The following is an 18,050-nucleotide window of genomic DNA, read 5'->3' on the forward strand; positions in this document are numbered from 1 at the left end:
CAAGCGGTGGGTGGGCCGGGCGGCGTTCCGCTTCAGCCCACCAACTCCAATGGTGGGCTCAAGCCCGCCCTACGATCCGTGCCGCGTTCCAAACCCTTTCCCTGCCTGGTGTTTCCCATGCCCTATAGCTACTTGTCCCACCTTTACTGTCCGAAAACCGGCGAGCGCTACGACGCCGATCGCATCCAGCAGCTCAGCGACGTTGGTGCGCCGCTGCTGGTGGACTACGACCTCGACGCCCTGCGCGAGGCCTGGAAGCCTGCCGACCTGATCGGCCGCGAGGCCAGCCTGTGGCGCTACCACGAACTGCTGCCGGTGCTGGACCCGGCCCATGTGGTGAGCCTCGGCGAAGGTTTCACGCCCCTGTTCAAGACGCCGCGCATCGGCCAGGACCTCGGCATCGACGACCTCTGGCTGAAGGACGAGGGCATCATTCCCACCGGCTCCTTCAAGGCCCGTGGCGCGGCGGTGGGTGTTTCCAAGGCCAAGGAACTGGGCGTGCGCGCCCTGGCCATGCCCACCAATGGCAATGCCGGCGCGGCCTGGTCGCTGTATGCCGCGCGGGCCGGCATCCAGGCCACAGTGGTGATGCCCGAGGACGCCCCGCTCATTACCCGCAACGAGACCGCCATCTCCGGTGCTCGCCTGTTCCTGGTCGACGGCCTGATCTCCGATGCCGGCAAGCAGGTGGCGCAGGCGGTGGCCGAAGGCGGCCTGTACGACGCCTCCACGCTCAAGGAGCCGTACCGCATCGAAGGCAAGAAGACCATGGGGCTGGAGATTGCCGAGCAGTTCGGCTGGCGCTTGCCCGATGTGATCCTCTATCCCACCGGTGGCGGGGTGGGGCTGATTGGCATCCACAAGGCCTTCCAGGAGCTGCGCGAACTCGGCTGGATTCCCGCCGACCGTCCGCTGCCGCGCCTGGTGGCGGTGCAGGCCAGCGGCTGCGCGCCCATAGTCCGGGCCTGGGAGGCGCGGGCGGAGGCATCGGAATTCTGGCAGGACTCGCGCACCGTCGCCTTCGGCATCAACGTGCCCAAGGCCCTGGGCGACTTCCTGGTGCTGCGCGCGCTGTACGAGAGTGAGGGCTACGCCATCGCCGTGGACGACGCCGAGCTGCTGGCCGAACAGCGCAAGGTGGCCGAGCTGGAAGGCGCCTTCGTCTGCCCCGAGGGGGCTGCCCTCTACGCCGCCGCGCGCAAGCTGCGCGAGGGCGGCTGGATCAGGGACGGCGAGCGCGTGGTGGTGCTCAACACCGGCGCCGGCATCAAGTATCCGGACACCGTGCAAGTGGACGTGCCGCTGTTGCAGCCGGGGGAGAGACTGCCCCGATGAGTTTCGACTGGATCTTTGTGATTTCCACCTTGCCGGCCTTTGCCAAGGCCGTCGGGGTGACCGTGCAGGTGGGGGCGATCGCCATCGCCACCTCCCTGCTGGTGGCGCTGGTCAATGCGACGATCCTGGTGCTGCGCTTGCCGCTGCTACGCCCGCTGGTGAAGGGGTATATCGAGGTGGCGCGCAACACGCCGCTGCTGATCCAGCTGTTCTTCATCTACTTCGCGTTGCCCGGCGCCGGCATCCGCCTGTCCGGGTTCAGCTCCGCCATCATCGCCATGACCTTCCTCGGTGGTGCCTACCTCACCGAGGTGCTGCGCGCCGGGGTAGAGGCGGTACCCAAGGCGCAGATCGAGTCCGGGCTGTCCATCGGGCTGTCGCGCTGGCAACTGCTGCGCCACGTGATCCTGCCCCAGGCGGGCATCCTCAGCCTGCCGGCGCTGTTCGCCAACTTCATTTTCCTGCTCAAGGAAACCACTGTGGTCTCGGCGGTGGCGGTGCCGGAAATTCTCTACACCACCAAGAGCAACATCGCCCTGTACTACAAGACCTATGAAATGCTGGCGGTCATGACCGCGCTCTGCGTGCTGTTGTTCGTGCCGCTATCGATGGTGCTGGGCCGTCTGGAAAGGAGGCTGCAGCATGGCCAGTTCGGGTCTTGAGTTGCTCCTGGTTTCGGCGCCGCAATTGGCCCGGGGCGCCTGGGAGACGCTGTCCATCTCGGCCACGGCGATCCTCTTCAGCAGCGTTGGCGGCGTGCTCTACGGCGTGCTGCGCAGTCTCGGCAAGCCCTGGCTGGAGCTGCCGCTGCGCATTTACCTGGAGTTGTTTCGCGCCATCCCGGTGCTGGTCTGGCTGTACCTGTTCTTCTTCGGCTTGCCGATCTTTCTCGGCGTCAGCGTGCCGAGCTTCTGGTGCGCGGTGCTGGTGCTGTCGCTCTGGGGGGCCAGCGAGGTGGGTGAGGTAGTCCGTGGAGGCCTGCGTTCCCTGCCGCGCGGGCAGCGCGAAGCGGGCCTGGCCATCGGCCTCGACCTGCCCCGGCTCTACGCCGAGGTGCTGCTGCCCCAGGCGCTCAAGCGCATCACACCGCCGACCATCAACGTCTACACGCGGATCATCAAGACCAGCTCGCTGGCGGTGCTGATCGGCGTGGTGGATGTCATCAAGGTGGGTCAGCAGATCATCGAACGCACCTACGAGTCGGTGCTGATCTACGGCTTCCTATTCGTTTTCTTCTTCCTGCTCTGTTATCCGCTGTCGGCCGCATCGCGCGTGCTGGAGCGTCGTTGGAGTCACCCATGACCGCCTTGATCGAACTGTCTTCGTTCAGCAAGCGCTTCGGCGCCACCCAGGTACTGCGGGAGGTGGACCTGCAAATCCGGCGCGGCGAGGTGGTGGTGATCCTCGGCCCCAGCGGCTGCGGCAAGAGCACCCTGTTGCGTTGCCTCAATGGCCTGGAGGAAGGGCAGGGCGGCAGCCTGCGTTTCGCCGGCCGCGAACTGAACGGCAAGACCGACTGGCGCGACGTACGCCAGCGCATCGGCATGGTCTTCCAGAGCTACCACCTGTTCCCCCACAAGACGGTGCTGGAAAACATCCTGCTCGGCCCGCTCAAGGTACAGAAGCGCGCCTCCGGCGAGGCCCTGGCTCAGGCCGAATCGCTGCTCGCCCGGGTCGGCCTGCTGGACAAGCGTCATGCCTATCCGCGTGAGCTTTCCGGTGGCCAGCAGCAGCGCATCGCCATCGTCCGCGCCCTGTGCATGAACCCCGAGGTGATGCTCTTCGACGAGGTCACCGCGGCACTCGACCCGGAGATGGTCAAGGAGGTGCTGGAGGTCATTCAGGACCTCGCCGAGGGTGGCATGACCATGCTCATCGTCACCCATGAAATGGCCTTCGCCCGCGCGGTGGCCGACCGAATCCTGTTCATGGACGGCGGCGTGATCGCCGAACAGAACGACCCCGAAACCTTTTTCAGCAACCCGCAAACCGCACGCGCGCAGCAGTTCCTGGAGAAGTTCTCCTACGTGGAAAACAAGCCTGGAAGGAAATTGTCATGAAACTTGGAACAGCCCTTATTTTCCCCTTGCTCGCCGCCGGCATCCTGGTCGGTTGCGGTAACTCGGATGCGCCCAAGCAAGCGACCAAGGAGGCCACCCCGGCTCCGGCCAAGGAAGCCGCGCCCAGCGCCGGCTACCTGGACAAGATCAAGGCGCGCGACAAACTGGTGGTCGGCGTGTTCAGCGACAAGCCGCCGTTCGGCTTCGTGGACGAGCAGGGCAACTACGTCGGCTTCGACACCGACATCGCCAAACGCTTCGCCAAGGACCTGCTCGGTGACGAGAAGAAAGTGGAATTCGTGGTGGTGGAGCCCGCCAGCCGCATTCCCTTCCTGCAGAGTGACAAGGTGGACCTGATTCTCGCCAACATGACCGTGACGCCGGAGCGCGCCGAGGCGGTGGACTTCACCAACCCCAACCTGCGCGTCGCCGTGCAGGCCATAGTCCCGGAAGGCAGCCCGGTGCAGAAGCTTGATGACCTGGCCGACAAGACCATCATCGTCACCGCCGGCACCACTGCCGACCTCTGGCTGACCCAGAACCGCCCGAACTGGAAGCTGGTCAAGTTCGAGAAGAACTCCGAGTCCCTCCAGGCACTGGCCAATGGCCGAGGCGATGCCTACGCCCAGGACAACCTGGTGCTGTTCAGCTGGGCCAAGCAGAACCCGGGCTACCGCGTGCTGGCCGACAAGCTCGGCAACGAGGCCCCGATCGCCCCGGCAGTGAAGAGGGGCAACATCGAGCTGCGTGACTGGGTCAATACCGAGCTGGCCAAGCTGGGTGAGGAGCAGTTCCTGCTCAAGCTCTACGATCAGTACGTGCGCAAGGAGCTGGCCGACGGGACCGATCCGAAGTCGGTCATCGTCGAAGGCGGCAAGTGGGAAGGCTGATCCCTCTTCCGATAAGTGCAGAGCCCGCCGATATGGCGGGCTCTGCATTTTTGCTCGTCCGGCGATCTCGAATAATTCGGTTTCTTCACGCGGGGCTTGAAGTGGCGCGCCGTCCGCGAATCCGCATCAAGGATGAAGCCTGCAATGCCCCCCGCAGACGTCATGCTCCTTTGAGGTAGTGGCGGATGCGGATGTCCACGCCCGAGGTCTGGAACTGGCGTGCGGCCGCTTCGATCTTCAGTTCGCCGCGCGTGACCCGTTGGTGGTGGCGCAGGTGCTCCAGCCAGGACTCATCGACGAAGAGTTCCAGCCAATGACGCGGGTTCTCGCTGTCCTGCACCAGTTCCCAGGAGATCGCCCCGTTGCGCTTGCGCATGCCGCGTACGTCCCTCATCGCATCCTGAAAGGCTGCCGCCTTTTCCGGATCGATGTCGTACTCCAGGGTGATCAGCACCGGGCCGCGTTCCTGATCCACGCCTTCGACAAGGATCGGCGCCGGCCAGTGCAGCGACGGCGCCAGGTCTTCCGCATCGGTGACCGGTAGCCGGAAACGCAGGCTGGCGAGCAAGCCCAGCAGCAGTACCGCGCTGGCGCACAGCAGCGCGAGGGGGATCGAGGCGCGGCTGGCCACCAGGCCCCACAGGGTGCCACCGGCGGCCATGCTGCCAAAGAACACCAGGATGTACACGGACAGCGCCCGCGCCCGGACCCAGGCCGGCACCGAGGTCTGGGCCGCCACTTGCAGGCTGGACAGCACGGCGATCCAGGCCGCGCCACTGAGCAGCATCACCGGGATCAGCAGGTACAGGTTGCGCAGCAGCGCCAGGGCGATCAGCACCAGCGCGTAGACCGCGCTGGAGAGCACCACCAGGCGGTCACTGCCGAGTCGCTCGCGCAGGGCTGGCAGGAATGCGGCGCCGAGGACCGCACCGACGCCGACGCTGCCGAGCAGCAGGCCGAAGTCGATGGCGCTGCCCTGGAGTTCGCCGCGCACGATCAGGGGCAGCAACGACATGCCGGCGCTGGCGCCGAGAAAGAACGCCAGCGCGCGCACCAGCACCGCCTGCAAGGGGCGCGAGCTGCGGCTGTAACGCCAGCCGGCGCGCAGCGCGCCGAGCAGCCGTTCGGCTGGCAGCACCGAAGGCTTCGTTTCACGCTTCCAGGCCAGCAGCACACCGATCACCGCGAAGAACGACAGCGCGTTCAGGGCGAAGGTCAGCCAGGTGCCGACGAGGCTGACCAGCACGCCGGCGATGGCCGGGCCGACCGCTCTTGCCAGGTTGACGCCAACGCTGGACAGCGCCACCGCTGCCGGCAATTCGCCCTTGCCCACCAGCTCCGGGATGGTTGCACTCCAGGCGGGCATCATCAGTGCGGTGCCGATGCCCATGCACAGGGTCAACCCCAACAGCAGCCAAGTCGTCGTCAGTCCGAGCAGGGTAAGTGCCGCCAGCAGCGTGGCCACCGCCGCCATCCAGAACTGCACGCCAAGCAGGTAGCGGCGTTTGTCGACGATGTCCGCCAGGGCGCCGGCCGGCAACGCCAGGAAAAACATCGGCAGTGAACTGGCCACCTGCACCAGGGCGACGTTCAAGGGGCTGGCCGACAAGGAGGTCATCAGCCAGCCGGCACCTACTTCGTGCATCCAGGTACCGATGTTCGAGGCGATGCTGGCCAGCCACAGCCAGCGGAAGGTGGCCTGGCGCAGTGGACTCCAGGGGGAGGTGGCGGGTTGGGGCATGGTCAGAGCCAACCTTTCAGAGGGTATTCGAGAATCAGGCATAGCCGGTCGAGGTCACCCGCAGCCTGGGCGTCAAGTATCCCGATCAGGGGGGCCAACAGGACTGGGCATTTCAGGGGCCGAGGCATGACGCGGCACCAGAACAGGCTGGGCAGTCAGGAGAGCCACGCAGGCGAGGGTCTGTGCTCCAGCACCTTGCCGTAGATGGACAAGCGGCCCGGTCCGGCGATGAGCACCGTGACGAAGATGATCAGCAGCAACCAGGCGAACTGTCCTTCGGCCAGGCTCCATTCCGGATGCACGAAGAACAGCGAAACCAGCAGCACTGCCAGGATCGGGAGGCAGGCCAGCCGCGTCAGCACGCCGAGGATGACCAGCAGAGGGCACAGCACTTCGGCGAAGATCGCCAGGCTCAGTGTGGGCCAGGCGCCGAAGTGGAATGGGTCCTCGATGACGGTCAGCTCGTGGCTGAAATTCAGCAGCTTGGGCAAGCCATGGACCCAGAGCAGGAGCAGGCAGCCGGACACACGCAGGAACAGCAGGGCCCAGTCGATTGAAGAACGGTGCATGGCGTCATCTTCCAGGTTTGTTTGAAGACCATGACGATGAGCCATGGACCCGTTTGCTTCTTGTATCGATGTGCTGGATTGGAAAAACCGTTCGACCGATGTCCCCGTCAGTCCGGAGCGCCTGACTGATGAAAGCGCCGCCATCTGGACGGGATAGCTACGGGAGAGCGAGCACTCCCGCGCGCGTCATCGGCGGGTCGTTTCATGGGGAAGCGTGGTCCCAGTAAGGCGGATCGCCAAAGCGCTCTGAGAAGAAGTCGATGAATGCCCGGACCTTCTTCGAGTTGCGCCGGTTCGGCAGGTACAGGGCGTACACGCCGCCGTCCTCACTGTCGAGCCCGGCCGTCCATTGCGGAAGAACCACCTGCAGCCTGCCGGCCTCGATGTCCTCTCCCAGGAGCCAACTGGCCATCAGGATCAGGCCCATGCCGTCGAGTGCGGCTTCGCGCAGCACCTGTGAATTATTGGCGCGTATGGGGCCGCTCACGTGCACGCATTCTTCGCTGGGTCCGCTGAAGTGCCACAGCCGGCTGCCGCGCGCGTAGGCGAAGGTCAGGCAGGCATGGTGCGGGAGGTCGGCGGGGGAGCGGGGAACGCCGTGGCGGCGCAGGTAGTCCGGGCTGGCGCAGAGCAAGCGGCGATGTGGCGCCATCCGCCGGGCCACGACATGGGGGGAATCGACGCTGCCCAAGCGAATGGTGAGATCGAGCCGCTGTTCCACCAGGTCAGCCACATCGTCGGATAGCACCAGGTCCAGCGTGATGCCGGGGTAGCGCTCGTTGAAGGCATGCAGGCCGGGAGCGATGTGCAACTGCCCGAAGACTACCGGAAGGCTGACACGGAGCAGGCCGCGAGGTGGCCCTTCGGCTTCGCTGACCTCCAGGTTGGCGCTTTCCAGGTCCGCCAGCAGGCGTACCGCGTGCTCGTAGTAGCTTTCCCCGGCCGCCGTGAGCGTGACCCGTCGGGTCGAGCGATTGAGCAGCCGCGTGCCCAGGTGTTGCTCCAGGGCATCCACCTGCCGGGTGACCGAGGAGGTCGCCACGCCCATCTGCCGGCCGGCCGACGCGAAGCCGCCTGCTTCCACGGTGGCGGTGAACGCCTTGAGTGCAGCAAAACTATCCATGGATCAGCCTTTGCGTTCTGCGCAACGAAGTTGCCCGATTCTGCCGGATTATCAATCAACAGAGTCAAGCATAGATTGCCTCCCAACCGGAGGACGAAACCATGCCTGACCTGAACATTCCACCGCAGTCCGCACGTCGCGCGCTGGTCATCGGCGGCTCCCTGGGTGGCCTGTTCGCCGGCAACCTGCTGCAACCTGAACAGGCCATTCGCGATCTCGCCATGGCGCGAATGGTGGATCGACGCGTTCTTCTGCTTGGCGATGCCGCCGCCATACCCCGTCCGCATACCGCCGCCAGTACATCGAAGGCGGCGAGCAATGCGCTGACGCTGGTCAGGGCACTCGAGCGATTTCCAAACGACCCCGACAAGGCGCTGGCGCGCTGGGAAGCGCCCCAGGTCGCGCTCGGACGAAGCCTTTATGACCATGGCCGCGAAATCGGCGACCACCTCCTGTTCCACCGCCGGCCAGCTCACTGTGCGAGCTGATGTTCACCCCGAAACGGAGCATCCGAGATGACCCAGAACCTGTTCCAGCCGATTACCGTCGGCCCCTTCACCTTGCCCCACCGCGTGGCGATGGCGCCGCTGACCCGCTCGCGCGCCGGCCAGCCGGGCGACGTGCCGACTGCACTGAACATCGAGTACTACCGCCAACGCGCCAGTGCCGCGCTGATCGTCACCGAGGCGACGCAGGTTTCCCGCCAGGGCCAGGGCTACGCCTGGACGCCGGGCATCTACAGCCAGGCCCAGATCGACGGCTGGCACGAGGTGGCCGACGCGGTGCACGGAGCCGGCGGGCTGATCTTCATGCAGCTCTGGCACGTGGGCCGGGTTTCGCACCCCAGCTTCCAGCCCGGCGGCGCGCTACCGGTGGCACCCAGTGCGTTGTCGGTGCCGGGCAAGACCTTCATCGTCGATGCAAACGGGCAGGGCGTCTGGGGGGATATCCCGGTACCCCAGGCACTCACCCTGGAAGGCATCCGCGCCATCGTCGAGGACTATCGCCAGGCGGCGCGGAACGCAATGCGCGCAGGCATGGACGGCATCGAGATCCACGCCGGCAACGGCTACCTGATCGACCAGTTCATCAACAGCCAGAGCAACCACCGCCAGGATGCCTATGGCGGCCACTACCGCAATCGGGCCAGGCTGTTGTTCGAGATCGTCGAAGCGGTGGTTGATGAGGTGGGTGCCGACCGTGTCGGCGTGCGCCTCACCCCCATGGGGCGTTTCATGGGGATGGGCGACGACACGCCGGAAGAGACCTTCGGCTACATCGTCGAAGGGCTCAATCGCTACGGACTGGCCTACCTGCACCTGGTCGAGCCGATGATGGTGGGGACCGTGAAGGACGAGCAGGCGGATCCGCGCTGGGACCTCATCATTCGCGACTTGCGCCGCACCTGGCGCGGCGTGCTGATCCTGGCCGGTGGCTTTGACGCGAAGAGTGCGGAGGAGGCACTTGCCAGTGGGCGGGCAGACCTGATCGCCTTTGGGCGGCCCTTCATCGCCAACCCGGATCTGCCTCGTCGCCTGAGGGAGGACCTGCCCCTCAACACGCCTGATCCAGCGAGCTTCTTCGGTGGTGACCATCGCGGCTACACCGATTACCCGCTGCACGGCTGAGCCCAGGGCACATCCAGTTCGCCGCAGGCGGTGGTCCCGGACCTTCGATGATCGCCGTTCCCCTGTGCTGCGGCCGAGCACACCGGTACTGGAAATACGCCTGCATATGTGTTCGATTGGCGCGTCAGCCTTGGGAACGATGGACCATGAACCGAAACGACCTGCGCCGCCTGGACATGAACCTGTTGGTGATCTTCGAATCGCTGATGGCGGAACGGAACCTTACCCGCGTCGGCGAGAAGCTCTTCATCACCCAATCCACCGTCAGCGCCGCCTTGGGCCGCCTGCGCGACCTGTTCGACGATCCGCTGCTGGTGCGTAGTGGCCGGGGCATGGAGCCCACCTCGCGGGCGCTGCACATCCTCGAAGAACTGCGTCCGGCGATGGATGTGATATCCGCCGCGGTGAGCCGGGCCAGGAGCTTCGATCCGGCCAGCAGCAGCAATACCTTTCGCCTGGGTCTGTCCGACGACGCCGAGTTCGGCCTGTTTCCGGCCCTGCTCGCCAGGTTGCAGGAAGAGGCGCCAAACATCGTCGTCGTGGTGCGCCGCGCCAACTATTTGCTGATGCCGTCGTTGCTGTCCTCGGGCGAGATCACCGTCGGGGTGAGCTACACCACGGACCTGCCGGCCAACGCCAAGCGCCGCAAACTGCGTGATATCGGTGTAAAGGTGCTGCGCGGCGACAACCGTCCCGGCCCGCTCACGCTGGATGAATACTGCGCGCGGCCCCATGTGATGGTGTCGTTCTCCGGTGATCTGAACGGCGCAATCGACCTCGATCTGGAGCGCATCGGCCGCAGCCGCCGCGTGGTACTCGCCGTACCCCAGTTCGGCAGCTTGCGAGCGTTGCTGCGCAATACCGAAATGATCGCCACGGTGCCTGATTACGCCGCCTGCACCTTGGTGGAGGACAGCTGCCTGCGTGCCGAGGATGCCCCCCTGGAGATCAAGCCGGCGGAGCTGTCGATGGTCTGGAGTGGGGCCCACGACAACGACCCGGCCGAGCGCTGGCTGCGCGAGCGCATGATCGAGTTCATGCAGGTGCCGGAATAGTACGGGCGGCCACGCGATGCCTGGTGTTCGCGGTGGCTGGCCCTGCTGATGGAGCCGGCCCGCCGATGAGGTTGCTGCACGGGGGCGAACCCGTGGCTTGAGAAAAGGATGGTGATGAAGGGAGCGGCGGTGCCGCTCCCCGCTTGGGCTCAGTGGCCTTCGCTGGCGTTGAACATGGTCTTGGCGTAGATCAGGCCCAGGCCGTAGGCACCACCGTGCTCGATGGAGGTCTTCACGGTCTGGTCATAGGTTTCGCCACGGGCCCAGTCGCGTTGCAGTTCCAGCAGGTATTGCAGCGAGGTCATGGGGCGCGCGCCAAGCTGGATCATGCGCTGCAGTGCCATGTCGTGGGCTTCGGTGGAAACGTCGCCACAGGCGTCAGCGATCACGTAGACCTCGAAGCCCTGGTCCAGCGCGGACAGAGCCGGGCCGACGATGCACACGGAAGTCCACAGGCCGGCCAGGACGATCTTCTGCTTGCCGAACCGGTTCACTTCGACAGCAATTCGTGGGTCCTCCCAGGTATTCATGCTGGTGCGGTCGATGACGTTGTGATCCGGGAAGACCGACTTGATCTCATCGAAGATCGGGCCCGAGAAACTCTTCTCGGCTACGGTTGTGAGGATGGTGGAGACACCGAATTCCTTGGCTGCCTTGGAAACCAGCGCGGCGTTGTTGCGCAGGGTTACCGCGTCGATCGACTTGGTCGCGAACGACATCTGTGACTGGTGGTCAATCATGATCAGGGTATGGTCGGTGGGGGTCAGCAGGGTCTTGCCGGGAACGGCGGAAGCGGTGGCCATGGGCGTATCTCCTTGGGTGGTGTGCGCAGTTCCAGCGCGAGGAATCGCCGGCCTGGGGCCGACGGGACGCTGAAACTATGGATTCCGGCGGCAAGGCATTTCTTGGACCGATGTGCTCGGCACACGGTGCAGACAAGGGTGAAAACGTTCTATTCGCTGTCGTATGGGCTAGGTAGATTGGCGTTCTCAAGACGCGGGCGGCGCAATTCTGCCAGGGGCCCGAAGCGTGTGATTGCAGGAAAGGTGGTTCGATGAAGACGGTGGTAATGGTGCTCTATGGCGATGTCCTGGCGCTTGATGTTTCGGGGCCATTGGAGGTGTTCTCCATGGCCAACCGCTTTTTGCCGCCGGAGCGCCATTACCGGCTGCTGACCGCAGCGGTGGATGGCGGCAGCGTGCGCGCCTCCAGCGGGTTGAATCTGCAGGCGGATCTGCCGCTGGAAGAGCTGCCGGCCAGCGTCGATCTGCTGCTGGTGCCGGGCGGGCCGGGGGCGTACAACGCCCCGTGCGCGGTGCTCACCGCCTGGTTGCCCGGCGCGGCGCGCAGTGCACGGCGTTACGGAGGGATTTGCACGGGTACCTTCCTGCTCGGTGAGGCGGGGCTGCTCGACGGGCATCGCTGTACCACCCACTGGAATTATCTGACGCGGTTGGCCGCGCGCTTCCCGGCCACTCGGGTCGAGGCTGAGCAGATCTATGTCGTCGACCGCAACCTGATCACCTCGGGTGGCGTCACAGCCGGCATCGACATGGCCCTTGCCGTGGTCGCCGAGGACCACGGCAAGGAGGTGGCGCTGGAAGTAGCCAAGGTGCTGCTGGTCGTGATGAAGCGCCAGGGTGGCCAGAACCCCTACGGACCGCTGCTGGCGGCGGTTGTGCGCGATGGTTCGGCGATTGCCCAGGCCCAGGCCTACGTGGTGGACCATATCGACGAGCCGTTGTCGGTCAATCGGTTGGCCGAACTGGTGGCGATGAGCCCGCGCAACTTCGCACGGGCGTTCCAGCGCGAAGTGAAGCTCACGCCCATGCAGTATGTGCAGAACGCGCGCATCGACCATGCCCGCAAGCTGCTGGAGAGCAGTGATTTGCCTCTGAAGGTGGTGGCCTGCCGCAGCGGCTTCGGCAGTGCCCGGCACATGCGCACGGTATTCGGCGAGCGCATTGGCATGACCCCGAGCCAGTATCGCCAGCACTTCAGTTGAGGTTGACCGTTTCGCGCATCCAGATTGGCTGAATCCATCCCCCCGGCTGAATTGCGCGGCTGTCCGGGGGGCGCCAATATTTCTTCAACTTCAATGAAGAGCATCCGCCCGAGCGTTGTGGCATCGCCTGGAAGCCCCAGCTTAGAGCGGTCCGCTGATTCAAGAGAAGAATGGAAGATGAGCGCAAACACAGACTTTGGCACCGAGACCATCCTGCAATTCGGGCGCTTCCGCTTCTACCCCTACAAGCGCCGGTTGCTGCAGGGCGACCGGCCCGTGCGTATCGGAAGCCGTGCCCTGGACATCCTTCAGGTGCTGATCGCGCGGCCCGGCGAAATCATCAGTAAAGACACCATCATCGCCCAGGTCTGGGGTGCAACCGTGGTTGAGGAGATCAACCTGCGGGTGCACATCGCCGCCCTGCGTCGAGCCCTCGGCGAGGGACGAACCGGCGAACGCTACATCGCCAATGTGCCCCTGCGCGGATACGGTTTTGTCGGCGTGGTCGAGACCCTGGCCGAGTCACCGGCAACGCGGTTTCGCGAGACGCAACTGAGCAATCTCCCGGTGATGCTGATGGGCTTGGTGGGGCGCGAGGACCTCATCCGGCAGTTGGTCGTGCAGCTGCCCCGCACCCGTCTGCTGACGCTGGTGGGGCCGGGTGGCATGGGCAAGACTTCGCTGGCGATCCACGCCGCCGACAAGGCTCGGACGCATTTCACCCAGACGTGCTTTCTCGACCTGTCGAAGGATCCCGACGGTGTGTCGCTGCACCATACCCTCGCGCGTATGCTCGGCGAACCAACGGGGCAACCTACGCTGCTGCTGCTCGACAATTGCGAACACCTGGCGAAAGTCTGCGCAGAAGCGGTGGAGCATCTGCTGCGCCTGCATCCGGCATTGCACGTACTGGCCACCAGTCGTGAACCGCTGAGCGCCGAGGGTGAGCACGTGCTGCGCCTGCCACCGCTGCAAGCGCCATCGTGCGACGAGGTGCCTCTGGCACAGGCCATTACCTATCCGGCCGTGCAATTGTTCGTGCAGCGTGCCCGCGAAGTTTCGCAGCGCTTTCAGCTGCGTCGGGCTCAGGTCCGGGCCATCATCGAGATCTGCCAGCGGTTGGACGGCATTCCCCTGGCCATCGAGATAGCCGCCCGGCAGGTAGGCGTATTGGGGCTTATCGATCTGGCGGCACTGCTGGATACCCAGTACCACCTGCTGATGCCCGGAAGGCGGACCGCTCCGGCGCGTCAGCAATGCCTGCGTGCCACGTACGATTGGAGCTTCGGCCAGCTGAGCACCAGCGAGCAGCTGTGCCTGCGGCTATTGGCTCGGTTGAAGGGAGCGTTCACCCTGGATGCGGCCGTGGACGTGCTGGATGACACTCGACTGTGTCCCGAATGCATCTTCGCCGCAGTCCGCCAACTGGCCGACAAGTCGCTCCTGATGGTGGAGCAGGGGGAGCGCGGAATGGCGTACCGGGTACCCAACACCGCGCGCGCCTACGTCCTTCAAGGTGTCCCGCTCAACTCGCCAGGCGCCGCCATCCCCGCGGCGTGACGCCTTCCAGCCGGGTGAAGATCCGGCAGAAGTGAGCCTGGTCGCAGAACCCGCACTCCAGACCGATTTCCGCCAGTGGCAGACGCGCCTCGGCCAGCAGGCGCTTGGCCTTTTCAACGCGCTGCAAGCGCAGCCAGGCCTGCGGCGAATGCTCGGTGCTGACCTTGAACTTGCGGCTGAAGTCGCTGCGCGAAAGGCCACACGCGCGGGCCAGGGTGGTCACGTCGATGCCAACGTCCAGATGCTCTAGCAGCAGGGCAAGAGCACGCTCGCGCTGCCAGGGGTCGAGGCCGCGTCTGGGCGGCTCGACGGCGTACCGCATCGTGGCAATGTCGGTCTGCAGCATGCTCGTCCACTCCCTGTTCCAAATGCATGGAACAGATGGTTGGGGAAGGCGATGCAAGCGGCCAGTTAATGCCGGTTAAACCTGGTTAACGGGCGTTCGCGAAGGGGGCTTGCCGTCGTAGCACATGCGTCCAATCCCGGCGCTACAGCAGGGGGCATAGTTGTCGGCATCGACGGACGAGCCTACGGGATGCATATGAGCACCGATGCCATCGACCTGAACAACGTGGTGACTCTGGTGATCCAGCACAAGGTGCGGGGCGAGTCGCTGCCGCAGTACGAAGCGTGGTTGCGCCGGGCGGTCAAGGCGGCGCGGCGCTGGCCTGGACACCTGGGCGTGAACGTAATCCGCCCGGACGGTTGTGGGGTGTTGTTCACCACCGTGGTCCGTTTCGCCCAGAGCGCGCAACTGCAGGCGTGGATCGACTCGCCCGACCGCGCTGCGCTGATCGAAGAGGTGCAGCCATTGCTGGAAGAGGGCGACCACCCCTTGATCCATAACGACGCCGAGTTCTGGTTTACGCCGGGCCGCGGCGGCGTTCGTCCGCCTCCCAAGTGGAAGCAGGCAGTGCTCACGTACCTGGTGATCTGCCCGCTGACGATGCTGGTCCCGCGCCTCTGGGCGCCGGTGTTCGATCGCTACCCGATCCTGGGTGGAGTGGTGCCCAGCAACCTGCTGATCACCCTGTGCATCGTCCTGCCGGTGGTGTTTCTGATCATGCCCTGGGCGACTCGCCTGTGCGCGGGATGGCTCAGCAACGAGTGAATTTCTCAGGGCGCCGCATCGTCGCCCATCCCGACATCGACCTGCACCGACAGGCAAAGGAGACTCCATGAGCACGTTCGTTACCCGTGATGGCACCGAGATCTATTACAAGGACTGGGGAGCCGGCAAACCCGTGCTGTTCAGCCATGGCTGGCCGTTGGACGCCGACATGTGGGAAGTCCAGATGGAGTACCTGAGCAGCCGCGGCTATCGCTGCATCGCCTTTGATCGTCGTGGCTTTGGCCGCTCCAGCCAGCCGTGGAACGGCTACGACTACGACACTTTTGCCGACGATATCGCCCAATTGATCGAGCAGCTGGACCTGCGCGAGGTCGTCCTGGTGGGCTTTTCAATGGGGGGTGGCGACGTCAGCCGCTACATCGCCCGTCATGGCAGCGCCCGGGTCGCAGGGTTGGTCCTGCTGGGCGCGGTGACACCGATCTTCGGTCGAGCCGCCGACTACCCGCAGGGCGTCGACCAGGCGGTATTCGACGGTATTCGGGCTGGCCTGCGCCAGGACCGCGCCCAATTCATCGCTGACTTCGCCAGCCCCTTCTATGGCATCAACCACGGCCAGAAGGTATCGCAGGGCGTACTCACCCAGACCCTGAACATCGCGCTGTTGGCGTCGATCAAGGGCACTATCGACTGCGTAACCGCGTTCGCCGAAACCGACTTCCGAGCCGACATGGCGAAAATCGACGTGCGCACACTGGTGATCCACGGTGACGACGATCAGATCGTACCCGCCGAGACCACCGGCATGCTGGCTGCCAAGCTCATCCCAGGTGCTGAACTGAAGCTGTATGGTGGCGCCCCCCATGGCTTTGCGGTGACCCACGCGCAGCAGCTCAACGAAGACCTGCTGGCCTTCCTCGCCGGCTGAACAAGGAGACGTCCATGAACTCCGCCGATCTGATCCTGTTCAACGGTCGCTTCCACACGGTCGACCGCGCCAAGCCCACCGCCAGCGCCGTGGCCATCAAGGATGGCAAGTTCCTCGCCGTCGGCACCGATGCCGAGGCCATGGCCCTGCGCGGCGACGCCACCCGGGTGATCGACCTCAAGCAGCGCACCGTCATCCCCGGCCTCAACGACTCGCACCTGCACCTGATCCGTGGTGGCCTCAACTACAACCTGGAGCTGCGCTGGGAAGGCGTGCCGTCCCTGGCCGACGCCCTGCGCATGCTCAAAGAGCAGGCCGAGCGCACCCCCAGCCCGCAGTGGGTGCGGGTGGTCGGGGGCTGGAACGAATTCCAGTTCGCCGAGAAGCGCATGCCGACCCTGGACGAGATCAACCGCGCGGCGCCGGACACCCCGGTGTTCCTCCTCCACCTCTATGACCGTGCGCTGCTCAACCGCGCCGCGCTGAAGGCCGTCGGTTACACCAAGGACACCCCCAACCCGCCCGGCGGCGAGATCCAGCGCGACGCCAACGGCAACCCCACCGGCATGCTGATCGCCCGCCCCAATGCGACGATTCTCTACGCGACCCTGGCCAAGGGGCCGAAGCTGCCGCTGGAGTACCAGGTCAACTCCACCCGCCAGTTCATGCGCGAGCTGAACCGTCTCGGCCTGACCAGCGCCATCGACGCCGGCGGCGGCTACCAGAACTACCCGGACGACTACCAGGTGATCCAGGAACTGGCCCAGCAGGACCAGCTCACCGTGCGCATCGCCTACAACCTGTTCACCCAGAAGCCCAAGGAGGAACTCCAGGACTTCCAGAACTGGAGCAAGCAGGTCAAACCGGGCGACGGCAGCGACTTCTTCCGCCACAACGGCGCCGGCGAGATGCTGGTGTTCTCCGCCGCCGACTTCGAGGACTTCCTCGAACCGCGCCCGGACCTGCCGCAGACCATGGAGCAGGAACTGGAACCGGTGGTGCGCCACCTGGTGGAGCAGCGCTGGCCGTTCCGCCTGCACGCCACCTACGACGAATCCATCTCGCGCATGCTGGATGTGTTCGAGCGGGTCAACCGCGACATCCCGTTCAACGGCCTGCCCTGGTTCTTCGACCACGCCGAGACCATCAGCCCGAAGAACATCGAGCGCGTGCGCGCCCTCGGCGGCGGCATCGCCATCCAGGACCGCATGGCCTTCCAGGGCGAATACTTCGTCGACCGCTACGGCGCCCAGGCGGCCGAGAAAACCCCGCCGATCCAGCGCATGCTCAGCGAGGGTGTACCGGTGGGCGCCGGCACCGACGCCACCCGCGTGTCCAGCTACAACCCCTGGACCTCGCTCTACTGGCTGGTCAGCGGCAAGACCGTCGGCGGCCTGGAGCTGTACCCCCAGGGCCTGTCCCGCGCCACCGCGCTGGAACTGTTCACCCACGGCAGCGCCTGGTTCTCCAGCGAGCAGGGCAAGAAGGGGCAGATCAAGGTGGGCCAGTTGGCCGACCTGGCGGCGCTGTCGGCGGACTTCTTCAGCGTCGAGGAAGAGGCGATCAAGTGGATCGAGTCGGTGCTGACCGTGGTCGACGGCAAGGTGGTCTACGCCGCCGGCGAATTCGACCCATTCGGCCCCCGGCAACTGCCGGTGCTGCCCGAGTGGTCGCCGGTGGCCAAGGTGCCCGGCCACTGGAAGCCCAGCGCGCCGCTCACCGCCCAGGTGCACCAGTGCGTCGGCGCCTGCGCGGTGCACGCCCACAGCCACGAGCGGGCGCGCCAGTCGAGCGTGCCGGTGAGTGACTACCAGGGCTTCTGGGGGGCGTTGGGGTGTTCCTGTTTCGCCTTCTGACACGGGCGACTCCCCTGGCCCTGTAGGGGCGAATTCATTCGCCAAGGGCAACGCCGTTGCCCCTTGCAATCCCGAAGGGCAGCCCTTCGGCCTGCTTGGCGATTGAAATCGCCCCCACTGGGGAACGGGGCGGCGTTGCGCAAATCGCATCGGTGTGTTGTGCCGTGACCGGATTCTCTCTGGCCGGGGCGAGCCCTAGTCTGGTGCCAACGCTCAACCCACCCGACGAGG

18 protein-coding genes are annotated in these 18,050 nt (G+C 65.3%); 13 read left to right on the forward strand and 5 right to left on the reverse strand.

The window, feature by feature from the left end:
• Nucleotides 1-117 precede the first annotated feature (117 nt).
• The 5 genes from TQ98_RS06540 to TQ98_RS06560 are packed head-to-tail and all read left to right on the forward strand — an operon-like array spanning nt 118 to nt 4,285.
• Nucleotides 118-1,335: a threonine synthase gene (locus TQ98_RS06540; RefSeq protein ID WP_044871653.1), complete on the forward strand. Its 1,218-nt coding sequence runs from the start codon at nt 118-120 to the stop codon at nt 1,333-1,335.
• Entirely contained in the window at nt 1,332-1,997 is a 666-nt protein-coding gene (locus tag TQ98_RS06545; RefSeq protein ID WP_044871654.1) for an amino acid ABC transporter permease, read from the forward strand. Before TQ98_RS06540 ends, TQ98_RS06545 begins: the two co-directional genes overlap by 4 nt.
• The gene (locus TQ98_RS06550; RefSeq protein ID WP_044871655.1) at nt 1,978-2,637 is read left to right on the forward strand and encodes an amino acid ABC transporter permease; all 660 of its coding nucleotides are present in this window, start codon (nt 1,978-1,980) and stop codon (nt 2,635-2,637) included. Before TQ98_RS06545 ends, TQ98_RS06550 begins: the two co-directional genes overlap by 20 nt.
• Nucleotides 2,634-3,395, forward strand: coding sequence for an amino acid ABC transporter ATP-binding protein (locus tag TQ98_RS06555; protein ID WP_044871656.1), 762 nt, complete (start codon nt 2,634-2,636; stop codon nt 3,393-3,395). The genes TQ98_RS06550 and TQ98_RS06555 overlap by 4 nt, the downstream gene beginning before the upstream one ends.
• Entirely contained in the window at nt 3,392-4,285 is an 894-nt protein-coding gene (locus TQ98_RS06560) for a transporter substrate-binding domain-containing protein (RefSeq protein ID WP_044871657.1), read from the forward strand. Before TQ98_RS06555 ends, TQ98_RS06560 begins: the two co-directional genes overlap by 4 nt.
• A 160-nt stretch (nt 4,286-4,445) precedes the next feature.
• On the opposite strand, the gene TQ98_RS06565 is transcribed toward TQ98_RS06560, so the two are convergent.
• The 3 genes from TQ98_RS06565 to TQ98_RS06575 all read right to left on the reverse strand — a co-directional run bounded on the left by TQ98_RS06565 (nt 4,446) and on the right by TQ98_RS06575 (nt 7,718).
• Nucleotides 4,446-6,026: an MFS transporter gene (locus tag TQ98_RS06565; protein ID WP_044871658.1), complete on the reverse strand. Its 1,581-nt coding sequence runs from the start codon at nt 6,024-6,026 to the stop codon at nt 4,446-4,448.
• 155 nt (nt 6,027-6,181) lie between these two features.
• Nucleotides 6,182-6,595 carry a DoxX family protein gene (locus tag TQ98_RS06570; protein WP_044871659.1) on the reverse strand — a complete coding sequence of 138 codons (414 nt, stop codon included), beginning with the start codon at nt 6,593-6,595 and terminating at the stop codon, nt 6,182-6,184.
• Between the two features lie 202 nt (nt 6,596-6,797).
• Nucleotides 6,798-7,718, reverse strand: a complete 921-nt coding sequence (locus TQ98_RS06575) for a LysR family transcriptional regulator (RefSeq protein ID WP_044871660.1) — start codon at nt 7,716-7,718, stop codon at nt 6,798-6,800.
• Between the two features lie 101 nt (nt 7,719-7,819).
• Between TQ98_RS06575 and TQ98_RS06580 the strand changes: the two genes are divergently transcribed.
• From TQ98_RS06580 to TQ98_RS06590, 3 genes are all read left to right on the forward strand, one after another.
• A complete protein-coding gene (locus TQ98_RS06580) occupies nt 7,820-8,206 on the forward strand; it encodes a hypothetical protein (RefSeq protein ID WP_044871661.1) in 387 nt (128 codons plus the stop codon).
• Nucleotides 8,207-8,233: 27 nt separating this feature from the next.
• Nucleotides 8,234-9,346, forward strand: coding sequence for an alkene reductase (locus tag TQ98_RS06585; RefSeq protein WP_044871662.1), 1,113 nt, complete (start codon nt 8,234-8,236; stop codon nt 9,344-9,346).
• Nucleotides 9,347-9,492: 146 nt separating this feature from the next.
• Nucleotides 9,493-10,401 carry a LysR family transcriptional regulator gene (locus TQ98_RS06590; protein WP_044871663.1) on the forward strand — a complete coding sequence of 303 codons (909 nt, stop codon included), beginning with the start codon at nt 9,493-9,495 and terminating at the stop codon, nt 10,399-10,401.
• A gap of 149 nt (nt 10,402-10,550) precedes the next feature.
• Here TQ98_RS06590 and TQ98_RS06595 read toward each other — a convergent pair whose 3' ends face one another.
• Nucleotides 10,551-11,204, reverse strand: a complete 654-nt coding sequence (locus tag TQ98_RS06595; protein WP_044871664.1) for a hydrolase — start codon at nt 11,202-11,204, stop codon at nt 10,551-10,553.
• Between the two features lie 251 nt (nt 11,205-11,455).
• On the opposite strand from TQ98_RS06595, the gene TQ98_RS06600 reads away from it, so the two are divergent.
• Together TQ98_RS06600 and TQ98_RS06605 are read left to right on the forward strand one after the other, a co-directional pair.
• Complete coding sequence (locus tag TQ98_RS06600) at nt 11,456-12,406, forward strand: GlxA family transcriptional regulator (protein ID WP_044871665.1); 951 nt, start codon at nt 11,456-11,458, stop codon at nt 12,404-12,406.
• A gap of 177 nt (nt 12,407-12,583) precedes the next feature.
• Complete coding sequence (locus TQ98_RS06605) at nt 12,584-13,966, forward strand: winged helix-turn-helix domain-containing protein (protein WP_052659168.1); 1,383 nt, start codon at nt 12,584-12,586, stop codon at nt 13,964-13,966.
• Here TQ98_RS06605 and TQ98_RS06610 read toward each other — a convergent pair.
• Nucleotides 13,932-14,312 (reverse strand): AraC family transcriptional regulator, encoded by a 381-nt coding sequence (locus tag TQ98_RS06610; protein WP_044871666.1) that lies wholly within the window; start codon nt 14,310-14,312, stop codon nt 13,932-13,934. The genes TQ98_RS06605 and TQ98_RS06610 overlap by 35 nt on opposite strands.
• A 195-nt stretch (nt 14,313-14,507) precedes the next feature.
• On the opposite strand from TQ98_RS06610, the gene TQ98_RS06615 reads away from it, so the two are divergent.
• The 3 genes from TQ98_RS06615 to TQ98_RS06625 all read left to right on the forward strand — a co-directional run bounded on the left by TQ98_RS06615 (nt 14,508) and on the right by TQ98_RS06625 (nt 17,819).
• A complete protein-coding gene (locus TQ98_RS06615; protein WP_044872522.1) occupies nt 14,508-15,077 on the forward strand; it encodes an antibiotic biosynthesis monooxygenase in 570 nt (189 codons plus the stop codon).
• Nucleotides 15,078-15,144: 67 nt separating this feature from the next.
• Nucleotides 15,145-15,963 (forward strand): alpha/beta hydrolase, encoded by an 819-nt coding sequence (locus TQ98_RS06620; RefSeq protein WP_044871667.1) that lies wholly within the window; start codon nt 15,145-15,147, stop codon nt 15,961-15,963.
• 14 nt (nt 15,964-15,977) lie between these two features.
• Nucleotides 15,978-17,819 carry an amidohydrolase gene (locus TQ98_RS06625; protein WP_044871668.1) on the forward strand — a complete coding sequence of 614 codons (1,842 nt, stop codon included), beginning with the start codon at nt 15,978-15,980 and terminating at the stop codon, nt 17,817-17,819.
• The last annotated feature ends 231 nt before the right edge of the window (nt 17,820-18,050 follow it).

This window comes from Pseudomonas sp. LFM046, from assembly GCF_000949385.2.
Lineage (GTDB): Bacteria > Pseudomonadota > Gammaproteobacteria > Pseudomonadales > Pseudomonadaceae > Metapseudomonas.